The sequence below is a fragment of the Enterobacter sp. JBIWA008 genome, assembly GCF_019968765.1.
In the GTDB taxonomy this organism is placed as follows: Bacteria; Pseudomonadota; Gammaproteobacteria; order Enterobacterales; family Enterobacteriaceae; genus Enterobacter.
Genome location: NZ_CP074149.1, coordinates 3,874,337 through 3,885,511, shown reverse-complemented (window position 1 = coordinate 3,885,511; position 11,175 = coordinate 3,874,337). Strand labels below are relative to the sequence as shown.

Below are 11,175 nucleotides of genomic sequence, written 5' to 3'. Positions count from 1 at the left end.
GCCCTCGCCGGACGGTGAGGGCGTCGTATTATCCCAGATCGGCCATCAGCACTTTTGAACGACGCTGATAGTTGTACATCTCTTTCTTCGTTTCCGGCAGGGAATCGATATCCACCGGCGTGAATCCGCGCTCCTGGAACCAGTGAATGCTGCGCGTCGTCAGGACGAACAGCTTGCTCAGCCCCATCTGGCGCGCCTGCGCCGCCACGCGTTCAAGCAGCATTTCGCCGCGTGAAGAGCTACGGTAATCAGGATGCACCGCCACGCAGGCCATTTCACCGATCTTTTCTTCCGGGAACGGATAGAGCGCGGCGCAGGCAATGGTGAGGTTATCGCGCTGAATAATGGTGAATTTGTCGATCTCCATCTCCAGCTGCTCGCGTGAGCGACGTACCAGAATGCCCTGCTGTTCCAGCGGGCGGATCAGCTCCAGAATGCCGCCGATGTCATTGATGGTGGCGCGGCGGATCTGCTCCGCACTCTCCATCACAATTTGTGTACCAATACCGTCGCGCGAGAACAGCTCCTGCAGCAGGGCTCCGTCTTCCTGATAGCTGTTCAGGTGGCTGCGGCGCACGCCACTGCGGCAGGCCTTCACGGCGCCACGCAGGAAGCGGACGGTGCCGGAGTGGTAATCGCCTTCGGCTTCCAGCGCTTCCACGCGGGCCTGGGCTTCATTCGGGAAAAGTTCCGGCACTATTACCCCTTCATCGTTTACGACACCCTGGGAGGAGCAAAACCCAATCATTTTTTCCGCCTTCAGCTTGATTGCCAGCTGCGTGGCAATCTCTTCTGAGGTCAGGTTAAAGCTTTCACCGGTTACGGAGACCGCCACCGGGCCCATCAGCACGATGGCACCGCTGTCCAGCTGGCGGTGAATAGCTTCTTCATCAATACGACGAATGCGGCCACTGTGGCAGTAATCCACGCCATCGTCCACGCCGAGCGGCTGGGCAATGATAAAGTTGCCGCTCACGACGTTGATATGCGCGCCCTGCAGCGGCGTATTGTTCAGGCTCATGGAGAGACGCGCGGTAATATCCAGCTGCAGCAGACCCGCCGCCTGTTTCACCAGCTCCAGGGTTTTGGCATCGGTGACGCGGGTATGTTTGTGGTAAATCGGCTCGTGGTGGTGAGCAGCCAGGTTGGCGTCGATCTGCGGACGCGCGCCATACACCACCACCAGGCGGATACCGAGGCTGTGCAGCAGGCCAATGTCATTGACGATGCTGGAAAAATTCTCATGCTCAATGGCTTCGCCGCCAAGCATGATGACAAACGTTTTTCCCCGATGGGCGTTGATATAGGGAACAGAATGGCGGAATCCCTGGACCAGTTCGGTTCTACGTTCCTTCACCATGGCACAACCCTTAATGAATGTTTATTCGTAATTTCTGTATTTTTATTCGATTATGGACGTGTGTGCAAGCGCAAATTTTCCGCGACCCACAGAAATTGGTAAGTAATCCGTGCGTTAGCGTGTGATTGTTTACCTTTTTATAGATGACAGTTTATGCGTCATTCGTTAAAGTTTTCGGTCAATTTGGACATTTTGTATATCAGTCAGTGTTCTTGCTCGGGAGAAGCATGTCGGGATCCAATTCAGCAATAAGCCGCCGCCGTTTGTTAAAAGGGGCCGGGGCAATGTGGTTGCTTAGCGTCAGTCAGGTCGGTCTTGCCGCCACCAGTCAGGTGGTGGCAGTGCGCGTCTGGCCGTCGTCGACCTATACGCGCGTGACGGTCGAATCCAATCGCGTGCTGAAATATAAGCAATTTGCCCTCAGCAACCCGGAACGCGTGGTAGTGGATCTCGAAGGCGTTAACCTCAACTCCGTGCTGAAAGGGATGGCGGCGCAGATCCGCGGCGACGATCCGTTTATTAAATCGGCGCGCGTCGGGCAGTTTGATCCACAAACCGTGCGCATGGTGTTTGAACTGAAGCAGAACGTTAAGCCGCAGCTGTTCGCCCTGGCGCCCGTTGCGACGTTCAAAGAGCGCCTGGTGATGGATCTCTACCCGGCCAATGCGACGGATATTCAGGATCCGCTTCTCGCTCTGCTGGAGGATTACAACAAAGGCGATCTGCAGAGTCAGGTTCCACCTGCGCAAAGCGGTCCGCAGCCGGGCAAAGCAGGGCGCGATCGTCCGATTGTGATCATGCTCGATCCTGGCCACGGCGGCGAAGACTCCGGCGCGGTGGGGAAATATCATACGCGTGAAAAAGACGTGGTGCTGCAAATTGCACGTCGTCTGAAGGCGTTGATTGATAAAGAAGGGAATATGCGCGCCTATATGACGCGCAATGAAGATATTTTTATCCCGTTGAAGGTCAGGGTGGCGAAAGCGCAGAAGCAGCGCGCCGATTTGTTCGTGTCGATCCATGCGGATGCGTTTACCAGCCGCCAGCCAAGCGGCTCGTCGGTGTTTGCGCTCTCAACCAAAGGCGCGACCAGTACCGCAGCAAGATTCCTGGCTGACAGCCAGAACGCCTCTGACCTGATTGGTGGCGTGAGCAAAAGCGGCGACCGCTACGTCGACCACACTATGTTCGATATGGTGCAGTCGCTGACCATTAACGACAGCCTGAAGTTTGGTAAAGCGGTGCTGGGCAAGCTGGGCAACATCAATAAGCTGCATAAAAACAGCGTTGAACAGGCCGGGTTTGCGGTACTCAAGGCACCGGATATCCCGTCCATTCTGGTAGAAACAGCGTTTATCAGTAACGTTGAAGAGGAGCGTAAGCTCAAGACGGCAAAATTCCAGCAGGAAGTTGCGGAGTCGATTCTGGCGGGGATACGGGCGTATTTCTCTGACGGGGCGACGCTGGCGCGGCGCGGGTAAATCGTTCAGCCGGGTAAACGCCCGGCAAATTCACAAACGACAGATACAAAAAAACACCCTTAAGGGTGTTTATTGTTTTTAGAAGTATTGGTTGCGGGGGCCGGATTTGAACCGACGACCTTCGGGTTATGAGCCCGACGAGCTACCAGGCTGCTCCACCCCGCGTCCGTCTTTCTACTCGTGTAGAAACTTACTTCTTCAAATTTGATTGGTTGCGGGGGCCGGATTTGAACCGACGACCTTCGGGTTATGAGCCCGACGAGCTACCAGGCTGCTCCACCCCGCGTCCGTCTTTCTACAGTCGTAGAAGATACTTCATCAAATTTTAATTGGTTGCGGGGGCCGGATTTGAACCGACGACCTTCGGGTTATGAGCCCGACGAGCTACCAGGCTGCTCCACCCCGCGTCCGTGGATGCGCACTATACTCGGATAGGTTTGTGATGCAACCCCTTTTTCACATAAATCATGATTTTGTATGCAAATTGAACGACATGGCTTTGTTTGGACTATTTTTTGCGCAAAATTTGCCAAAGGGCATGCGATCGCATTTCATTAGCCCTGGCGGTTTGTTATCTTCATCACGCGGAAATGGGCAACTTAAAGACGAGATATAATGAAAGGACGTTGGGCGAAGTATCTGATGGCGGGCGCAATGGTAGCGATTCTTGCGGCCTGTTCTTCCAAACCGACCGATCGCGGTCAACAGTATAAAGACGGGAAGTTATCCCAGCCTTTCTCTTTAGTTAATCAGCCTGATGCTGTCGGCGCACCGATTAATGCCGGTGATTTTTCCGAGCAGGTCTACCAGATCCGCAACGCCTCGCCGCGTCTGTATAGCTCACAGAACAGTGTTTATAGCGCGGTACAGGACTGGCTGCGTGCTGGCGGCGATACGCGCAACATGCGCCAGTTTGGTATCGATGCCTGGCAGATGGAAGGAGCCGATAACTACGGCAACGTCCAGTTTACCGGCTATTACACCCCGGTTATCCAGGCGCGACACTCCCGTCAGGGCGAGTTCCAGTATCCTATCTACCGTATGCCGCCAAAACGCGGTCGTCTGCCGTCTCGCGCTGAGATCTACGCCGGTGCGCTAAGCGAAAACTACGTTCTGGCCTACAGCAACTCCCTGATGGATAACTTCATCATGGACGTTCAGGGCAGCGGCTACATTGATTTTGGCGACGGGTCGCCGCTTAACTTCTTCAGCTATTCCGGTAAAAACGGCCACGCCTATCGCAGCATCGGTAAGGTGCTGATCGACCGCGGTGAAGTGAAGAAAGAAGATATGTCGATGCAGGCTATCCGTGAGTGGGGCGAGAAACACAGCGAAGCCGAGGTGCGCGAGCTGCTTGAGCAGAACCCGTCGTTCGTCTTCTTCAAACCGCAAAACTTCGCGCCGGTGAAAGGGGCGAGTGCAGTTCCGCTGATTGGACGTGCGTCGGTCGCATCAGATCGTTCGATTATTCCTGCAGGCACCACGCTGCTGGCTGAAGTCCCTCTGCTGGACAATAACGGCAAGTTCAACGGCCAGTATGAGCTGCGTCTGATGGTGGCGCTGGACGTCGGCGGGGCGATAAAAGGCCAGCACTTCGACATCTATCAGGGTATTGGCCCTGACGCAGGCCATCGCGCGGGTTGGTATAACCACTACGGACGCGTGTGGGTACTGAAAGCGGCGCCGGGTGCTGGAAACGTATTCAGCGGCTGATTGTGGTATTCTGAGCGCAATACGGATTACTGTTCAGGGTGAGGAAAACCTCACCCTTTTTACATCTGAGGTTTTATGTCTGTGGTAATCAGCGACGCCTGGCGCCAGCGTTTTGGCGGTACGGCACGTTTATATGGTGAAAAAGCCCTGCAGCTGTTTGCGGATGCGCACGTCTGCGTCGTGGGCATTGGTGGTGTGGGGTCGTGGGCGGCAGAAGCGCTGGCGAGAACCGGTATTGGCGCAATCACGCTGATTGACATGGATGACGTTTGCGTCACTAACACCAACCGTCAAATCCACGCCCTGCGCGATAGCGTCGGTCTGGCGAAATCTGAGGTAATGGCGGAGCGTATTCGTCTCATCAACCCGGAGTGTCGCGTGACGGTGATCGACGACTTTGTGACGGCAGATAACGTCGCGGAGTACATGAGCAAAGGCTACAGCTATGTGATTGACGCCATCGACAGCGTGCGGCCAAAAGCGGCATTGATCGCATACTGCCGTCGCTACAAGGTGCCGCTGGTCACGACGGGCGGTGCGGGCGGGCAAATCGATCCGACGCAGATCCAGGTGGCCGATCTGGCGAAAACCATTCAGGATCCTCTGGCGGCCAAGCTGCGTGAGCGCCTGAAGAGCGACTTTAACGTGGTGAAGAACAGCAAAGGCAAGCTGGGCGTCGACTGCGTGTTCTCGACCGAAGCGCTGGTCTACCCGCAGGCGGATGGCTCAGTCTGTGCGATGAAAAGCACGGCGGAAGGGCCAAAGAGAATGGATTGTGCCTCCGGGTTTGGCGCGGCCACCATGGTGACCGCTTCCTTTGGCTTTGTGGCGGTGTCTCACGCCTTGAAGAAGATGATGGCGAAGGCGGAACGTCAGGCCTGAGCCTGACGGGCTGCGTCCAGTACCGCATCGCTGAGCGCGATCAACCCCTGACCGCGCGAGGCGCTGAGCTGCGCGCGCAGTCCCAGCTCATCAAATAACGCCAGCGGCGAATGTGCCAGCAGTTCCGCCGCGCTTTTCCCTTCCACAGCGGTCAACAAAACTGCCAGCAGACCCCGGACGATGCGGCCTTCGCTGTCGCCGAAGAAGTGCAGCTTCTCGCCGGCGACGCTTACACCAAGCCAGACGCGGTTCTCACAGCCAGCAATCTCTTTCGCCTGCGCTTTGAGATCCTCTGAAAGCGCAGGGAGCTGTTTACCCAGCAGGATCAGCTGTCGATATTTATCTTCCCACTGCTGGAGCGGGGCGAAGGTCTGTCTTAAGGTCTCTTCTGTGATGACCGTGCCAAACGGATGTCCGGCTAAAGCAGCGTGAGTCATTAATCCACCAGTATTTCAAGGGCGCGGTCAACGGCTGCGACCAGCGCGTCAACATCGCTTTGAGTGTTATAGGGCGCAAACGAGGCACGCAGCGTACCGCTCACGCCGAGCGCCGCCAGCAGCGGCTGGGCGCAGTGCTGTCCGGCACGCAGGGCAATGCCATACCCGGCCAGTAGCGTCACCATGTCGCTATGATGAACGCCAGCAAAATCAAAGGCCAGCAGGCTTGAATCCTGAACGCGGAACGAGCGGAAACCCGGGCGCTTTTTGAGTTCTTCCTCTGCCAGCGTCGCCAGTCCCCGGCTCCAGCTTTCAGCCTGAACACTGTCTGTTTCAGTCAGCCACTCCAGCGCCGCGCTTAGGCCAATCACCCCCGCCACGTTCGGCGTACCGGCTTCCAGACGATAGGGAACATCCTGAGTTTTGAAGCCATCGAACGATACTTCGGTAATCATTTTTCCGCCACCGAGCCACGGCGTCATTTTTGCCAGCAGTTCTGGCTTGCCGTACAGCGCCCCAATACCGGTTGGCCCGTAGAGCTTATGACCAGAGAAGGCATAAAAATCGATATCAAGCGCCTGCACGTTGGCCGGGAAGTGCACCACGCCCTGAGCGCCGTCGACCATCACCACCATGCCGCTGGCATGCGCGATGCGAATAGCCTGAGCCAGATCCGGGCAGCCACCCGTGACGTTTGACATCTGTCCGAGCGCCAGAATGCGGCTGCGGGGAGTAATCAGCTCGGGGAGACGGGCCACGTCGGGCAGAAGGTCTGCACCCAGTGGGAGCTTCACCACGCGTGCGCCCGTTTGCTCAGCCACCATCAGCCATGGCACCAGGTTGGCGTGATGTTCCGCTTCGCTGACGACGATCTCATCGCCCGGCTGAAGCAGCGGGCGCGCGTAGCACTGGGCCACCATATTGATGGCCTCTGTCGTGCCGCGCGTCCAGACGATGTTTTTCCCGCTTTCGGCATTGATCAGGCGCGCGACCTGATCGCGTGCGGCTTCGTAGCGCGCGGTTAATCGCTGCGCTTCGGCAAACTGGCTGCGATGAACGTTCCCGGCGCTCAGGCTGTAGAACTGCTGCGTGGCCTCAATCACCGCCTGTGGCTTAAGGGCGGTGGCGGCGCTATCCAGGTAAATACCGGCATCGGCCAGCGCCGGAAACTGTGCGCGGAACTGCGCAGGACTGAAAGCGTTCATGGGATTCCTCATTTCAATATAGCGATCGTCGCGCAATTTCAGCGGCAGGGCAAGGAGGTTGATATCTATCAGAATTGTCTGCTTATCCTTACGGCCTCAAAAAAGCAGGTTATGCTAAATAGTGTTAGGCGGATGTTTTAGCCTGTTATAAATCGAGGTTTGAATAGCATTAATTGCTAAAGGAGAATAATCATGAATAAGACAGCTGCAATCATTTCTGCCTGTGCGTTTACTTTTGCCCTGAGCGCCTGTTCTGGTAACAACTACGTGATGCACACCAACGATGGTCGTTCTATCGTTTCGGAAGGGAAACCAACTACCGATAATGATACCGGGATGATTTCGTACAAAGATGCTAACGGGAACAAGCAGCAGATCAACCGCACGGACGTGAAAGAGATGAAAGAGATCGAGCACTAACAGATCGCAGGCGAAAAAAAAGCACCGCAAATTGGCGGTGCTACATTAATCACTATGGACAGACAGGGTAAATGTACAGGAAGTGAAAAATTGGTAGCGTTGCTACCGTGGTCTGAATCGCAGACCAATTGCAAACACAACAACACAACATCACAACCGTAAGCCAAAAGCCCTTCAGAACACGCATTCCGAAAAAAGCTCTTCGTTCCGGCTCAGGAAGTGCCGCCACTATAGGTATTTGCTGGTAGTTCCTCAACGGACAAATTATAATGGCTCAGATAAAAAAAACTAATAGGTTAAACGTTGTTTCCTGTTTGTTAAAATCCGTTAACATCTAAGCCAGATAACCATGTCAAAGCGATTGCCACCCCTCAATGCATTACGTGTTTTTGATGCAGCAGCACGTCACCTGAGCTTTACCCGCGCGGCAGATGAGCTTTTTGTGACACAGGCCGCAGTAAGTCACCAAATCAAGTCTCTGGAGGATTTTCTGGGCCTTAAGCTGTTTCGTCGACGCAACCGTTCGTTGCTGTTGACCGAAGAGGGGCAGAGCTATTTTCAGGATATTAAAGAGATTTTTTCCCAGCTTACGGAAGCCACGCGTAAGCTGCAGGCTCGCAGTGCAAAAGGTGCCCTGACCGTCAGTTTATTGCCCAGTTTTGCCATTCATTGGCTGGTGCCCAGACTCTCAAGCTTTAACTCAGCTTATCCGGGGATCGACGTTCGAATCCAGGCGGTAGATCGCCAGGAGGACAAACTGGCCGATGACGTGGATGTCGCCATTTTTTATGGTCGCGGCAACTGGCCGGGCTTGCGTGTTGAGAAATTATACGCAGAATATCTCTTGCCGGTCTGTTCTCCCCTGCTGTTAACAGGTGAAAAGGCGCTGAAGTCACCCGCTGACCTGGCTCAGCATACGCTTTTGCATGATGCCTCTCGCCGTGACTGGCAAACTTATACCCGTCAATTAGGTCTTACTCATATAAACGTGCAGCAGGGACCCATCTTTAGCCACAGTGCGATGGTGTTACAGGCTGCGATTCACGGACAGGGCGTGGCGTTGGCGAACAACGTCATGGCGCAGTCCGAAATTGAGGCAGGCCGCCTGGTCTGCCCTTTTAATGATGTACTGGTCAGCAAGAATGCGTTTTATCTGGTTTGTCATGACAGTCAGGCAGAACTGGGTAAAATAGCCGCCTTCCGGCAGTGGATACTGGCGAAAGCGGCAACCGAGCAAGAAAAATTCCGCTTCAGGTATGAGCAATAACGTTTGTGTGCCGGGCACGCATCAACTCAGGACTTAAACATGACCAGCCGATTCATGCTGATTTTTGCCGCGGTAAGTGGCTTTATTTTTGTTGCACTGGGCGCCTTCGGCGCACATGTATTAAGCAAGTCTTTGGGTGCAGTAGAGATGGGCTGGATCCAGACCGGCCTTGAATATCAGGCGTTCCACACGCTGGCTATTTTTGGTCTGGCGGTGGCGATGCAGCGTCGTATCAGTATCTGGTTTTACTGGAGCAGCGTGTTTATGGCGTTGGGTACCGTGTTGTTCAGCGGTAGCCTGTACTGCCTTGCGCTCTCACATTTGCGCCTGTGGGCGTTCGTTACACCTGTCGGCGGCTTCAGCTTCCTGGCGGGTTGGGTATTAATGTTTATCGGAGCTATCCGTCTGAAACGCAAGGGCGTTGTTCATGAATAAGGTTGTTTTATATTGTCGCCCGGGGTTTGAGAAAGAGTGCGCCGCGGAAATTACCGATAAAGCGGCGAAGCGCGAAGTCTTCGGCTTTGCCCGGGTAAAAGAAAACGCGGGTTATGTAGTATTCGAGTGCTATCAGCCTGAGGACGCAGACAGGCTGGCACAAGAGCTGCCGTTCAGCTCGCTGATCTTTGCTCGCCAGATGTTTGTCGCGGGTGAGCTGCTGAAGGATCTTCCGCCGGAAGACCGCATCACGCCTATTGTCGGCATGCTGCAGGGCGTGGTTGAGAAGGGCGGCGATCTGCGCGTTGAAGTGGCGGATACCAACGAAAGTAAAGAGTTGATGAAGTTCTGCCGTAAGTTCACCGTGCCGCTGCGCGCGGCGCTGCGCGATGCGGGCGTGCTGACAAACTACGAAACGCCGAAGCGTCCGGTGGTGCATATCTTCTTTATCGCACCGGGCTGCTGCTATACGGGCTATTCGTACACCACCAACAACTCTCCTTTCTATATGGGCATCCCGCGTTTGCGCTTCCCGGCCGATGCGCCAAGCCGTTCAACGCTCAAGCTGGAAGAGGCATTCCACGTCTTTATCCCGGCGGATGAGTGGGATGAGCGTCTGGCGAACGGCATGTACGCCGTCGACCTTGGCGCGTGCCCGGGCGGCTGGACCTATCAGCTGGTGAAACGCAATATGTGGGTATCGTCCGTTGATAACGGTCCAATGGCGCAAAGCCTGATGGACACTGGGCAGGTCACCTGGCTGCGTGAAGACGGTTTCCGCTATCGCCCGAACCGTAACAACATCTCGTGGATGGTGTGCGATATGGTTGAGAAGCCGGCAAAAGTCGCCGCGCTGATGGCCTCCTGGCTGGTGAACGGCTGGTGTCGCGAGACCATTTTCAACCTCAAGCTGCCGATGAAAAAGCGCTACGAGGAGGTGTCGCAGAACCTGGCCTACATTCAGGAGCAGATGGACGAACACGGGATTAACGTGGAGATCCAGGCGCGTCAGCTGTATCACGACCGTGAAGAGGTGACGGTGCATATTCGTCGCTGGTGGGCAGCGGTCGGCGGACGTCGCGACGAGCGATAGTGCGAGCTTTGTTTTGCCCGGTGGCGCTGCGCTTACCGGGCCTACAACACCGTGTAGTCGTTTTAACGTTGTAAACGCAGCTGCTGTAAATTCCCGTCCATCTGCAAATCCGTCTGTAGCGTTGCGATTTCCCGGCAGATAAACGCCATCTCTTTATGCGCCTCCAGCTTCTTGCGCCACTTTTCCGGCACCTCATCCAGACGGGCGTAAATCCCTTCCAGACTCTGAAAATCGGCCAGCAGCTGCGCGGCGCTCTTCGGCCCAATACCGGCGACACCCGGAACCTTAGAACTGCTTATGCCTGCCAGCCCCCAGTAATCCGGCAGTTGCTCAGGCGAGACGCCGAACTCGCTGGCAATAAACGGCGCGTCCAGCCAGCGTTTTTGAAAATAGTCGCGAATGCGGATAGTCGGAGAGAGCAGCTGGCAGTAGCCTTTGTCAGTTGAAACGATAGTGGCCTGATGACCGGCACTTGCCACTTTTACGGCCAGGGTGGCCGCGAGATCGTCAGCTTCATTTCCCTGTGCACCCCAGCAGGGGACGCCCCGCTGTTCAAATGCAGCGCGCAGCATGGGCAATTCAGCGTGAAGATCGTCCGGCATCGGGGCGCGTCCGCCTTTGTAGTCCGGCAGACGCTGGTGTCGCCAGCCCGTGTCGCGGGCTTCGTCATCAAATACCGCGACCGCGTGGGTGGGCTCACTGTGGCGGATGAGCTGTTCCAGCGCGTGCAGACAGGTGTCTTTACAAGGCGTCCCCTGTACCGCATGGATACGGCGAATCAGGTTAAGAGCATCGACGATAAGTAAATGAACGGCCACAGATAATCTCCCTTCTATCTCATGCGTGAAGGGTAACACTGTCAGCAGCGTGAAACTATGAATG

General features: G+C 55.5%; 11 protein-coding genes and 3 tRNA genes. 7 read left to right on the top strand and 7 right to left on the bottom strand.

What is annotated here, in order from left to right:
* Nucleotides 1–28: 28 nt before the first annotated feature.
* A complete protein-coding gene (argA, locus tag KGP24_RS18760) occupies nt 29–1,360 on the bottom strand; it encodes an amino-acid N-acetyltransferase (RefSeq protein ID WP_223561431.1) in 1,332 nt (443 codons plus the stop codon).
* A 227-nt stretch (nt 1,361–1,587) separates the two neighbouring features.
* On the opposite strand from argA, the gene amiC reads away from it, so the two are divergent.
* Nucleotides 1,588–2,841 carry an N-acetylmuramoyl-L-alanine amidase AmiC gene (amiC, locus tag KGP24_RS18755; RefSeq protein ID WP_223561430.1) on the top strand — a complete coding sequence of 418 codons (1,254 nt, stop codon included), beginning with the start codon at nt 1,588–1,590 and terminating at the stop codon, nt 2,839–2,841.
* 88 nt (nt 2,842–2,929) lie between these two features.
* Here amiC and KGP24_RS18750 read toward each other — a convergent pair.
* From KGP24_RS18750 to KGP24_RS18740, 3 genes are all read right to left on the bottom strand, one after another.
* A tRNA-Met gene (locus KGP24_RS18750) sits at nt 2,930–3,006 on the bottom strand.
* A 44-nt stretch (nt 3,007–3,050) separates the two neighbouring features.
* A tRNA-Met gene (locus KGP24_RS18745) sits at nt 3,051–3,127 on the bottom strand.
* A 44-nt stretch (nt 3,128–3,171) separates the two neighbouring features.
* Nucleotides 3,172–3,248 (bottom strand) — tRNA-Met (locus KGP24_RS18740).
* Between the two features lie 208 nt (nt 3,249–3,456).
* Between KGP24_RS18740 and mltA the strand changes: the two genes are divergently transcribed.
* On the top strand, nt 3,457–4,554 hold the full coding sequence (gene mltA / locus KGP24_RS18735) for a murein transglycosylase A (protein WP_223561429.1): 1,098 nt from the start codon (nt 3,457–3,459) through the stop codon (nt 4,552–4,554).
* A gap of 75 nt (nt 4,555–4,629) precedes the next feature.
* Nucleotides 4,630–5,436, top strand: a complete 807-nt coding sequence (gene tcdA / locus KGP24_RS18730; protein ID WP_008499651.1) for a tRNA cyclic N6-threonylcarbamoyladenosine(37) synthase TcdA — start codon at nt 4,630–4,632, stop codon at nt 5,434–5,436.
* Here the strand turns inward: tcdA and csdE are convergent.
* Both csdE and csdA read right to left on the bottom strand, forming a co-directional pair.
* On the bottom strand, nt 5,427–5,873 hold the full coding sequence (csdE, locus tag KGP24_RS18725) for a cysteine desulfurase sulfur acceptor subunit CsdE (RefSeq protein WP_223561428.1): 447 nt from the start codon (nt 5,871–5,873) through the stop codon (nt 5,427–5,429). The genes tcdA and csdE overlap by 10 nt on opposite strands.
* Complete coding sequence (gene csdA, locus KGP24_RS18720) at nt 5,873–7,078, bottom strand: cysteine desulfurase CsdA (protein WP_223561427.1); 1,206 nt, start codon at nt 7,076–7,078, stop codon at nt 5,873–5,875. The genes csdE and csdA overlap by 1 nt, the downstream gene beginning before the upstream one ends.
* A gap of 192 nt (nt 7,079–7,270) precedes the next feature.
* Here csdA and KGP24_RS18715 point away from each other — a divergent pair, with 192 nt between their 5' ends.
* From KGP24_RS18715 to rlmM, 4 genes are all read left to right on the top strand, one after another.
* Nucleotides 7,271–7,498, top strand: a complete 228-nt coding sequence (locus KGP24_RS18715; RefSeq protein WP_008499648.1) for a YgdI/YgdR family lipoprotein — start codon at nt 7,271–7,273, stop codon at nt 7,496–7,498.
* Nucleotides 7,499–7,847: 349 nt separating this feature from the next.
* Nucleotides 7,848–8,765 carry a glycine cleavage system transcriptional regulator GcvA gene (gcvA, locus tag KGP24_RS18710; protein ID WP_023309032.1) on the top strand — a complete coding sequence of 306 codons (918 nt, stop codon included), beginning with the start codon at nt 7,848–7,850 and terminating at the stop codon, nt 8,763–8,765.
* Nucleotides 8,766–8,804: 39 nt separating this feature from the next.
* Complete coding sequence (locus KGP24_RS18705; RefSeq protein ID WP_023309031.1) at nt 8,805–9,200, top strand: DUF423 domain-containing protein; 396 nt, start codon at nt 8,805–8,807, stop codon at nt 9,198–9,200.
* Nucleotides 9,193–10,293 carry a 23S rRNA (cytidine(2498)-2'-O)-methyltransferase RlmM gene (rlmM, locus tag KGP24_RS18700; RefSeq protein WP_223561426.1) on the top strand — a complete coding sequence of 367 codons (1,101 nt, stop codon included), beginning with the start codon at nt 9,193–9,195 and terminating at the stop codon, nt 10,291–10,293. Before KGP24_RS18705 ends, rlmM begins: the two co-directional genes overlap by 8 nt.
* 62 nt (nt 10,294–10,355) lie before the next feature.
* On the opposite strand, the gene xni is transcribed toward rlmM, so the two are convergent.
* Nucleotides 10,356–11,111: a flap endonuclease Xni gene (gene xni / locus KGP24_RS18695; protein ID WP_223561425.1), complete on the bottom strand. Its 756-nt coding sequence runs from the start codon at nt 11,109–11,111 to the stop codon at nt 10,356–10,358.
* Nucleotides 11,112–11,175: the final 64 nt, after the last annotated feature.

What these genes read in the sequence shown, in the direction of transcription:
- argA (WP_223561431.1), bottom strand. Translation starts at nt 1,360, where the DNA reads ATGGTGAAGGAACGTAGAACCGAACTGGTCCAGGGATTCCGCCATTCT.
- amiC (WP_223561430.1), top strand. Translation starts at nt 1,588, where the DNA reads ATGTCGGGATCCAATTCAGCAATAAGCCGCCGCCGTTTGTTAAAAGGG.
- mltA (WP_223561429.1), top strand. Translation starts at nt 3,457, where the DNA reads ATGAAAGGACGTTGGGCGAAGTATCTGATGGCGGGCGCAATGGTAGCG.
- tcdA (WP_008499651.1), top strand. Translation starts at nt 4,630, where the DNA reads ATGTCTGTGGTAATCAGCGACGCCTGGCGCCAGCGTTTTGGCGGTACG.
- csdE (WP_223561428.1), bottom strand. Translation starts at nt 5,873, where the DNA reads ATGACTCACGCTGCTTTAGCCGGACATCCGTTTGGCACGGTCATCACA.
- csdA (WP_223561427.1), bottom strand. Translation starts at nt 7,078, where the DNA reads ATGAACGCTTTCAGTCCTGCGCAGTTCCGCGCACAGTTTCCGGCGCTG.
- KGP24_RS18715 (WP_008499648.1), top strand. Translation starts at nt 7,271, where the DNA reads ATGAATAAGACAGCTGCAATCATTTCTGCCTGTGCGTTTACTTTTGCC.
- gcvA (WP_023309032.1), top strand. Translation starts at nt 7,848, where the DNA reads ATGTCAAAGCGATTGCCACCCCTCAATGCATTACGTGTTTTTGATGCA.
- KGP24_RS18705 (WP_023309031.1), top strand. Translation starts at nt 8,805, where the DNA reads ATGACCAGCCGATTCATGCTGATTTTTGCCGCGGTAAGTGGCTTTATT.
- rlmM (WP_223561426.1), top strand. Translation starts at nt 9,193, where the DNA reads ATGAATAAGGTTGTTTTATATTGTCGCCCGGGGTTTGAGAAAGAGTGC.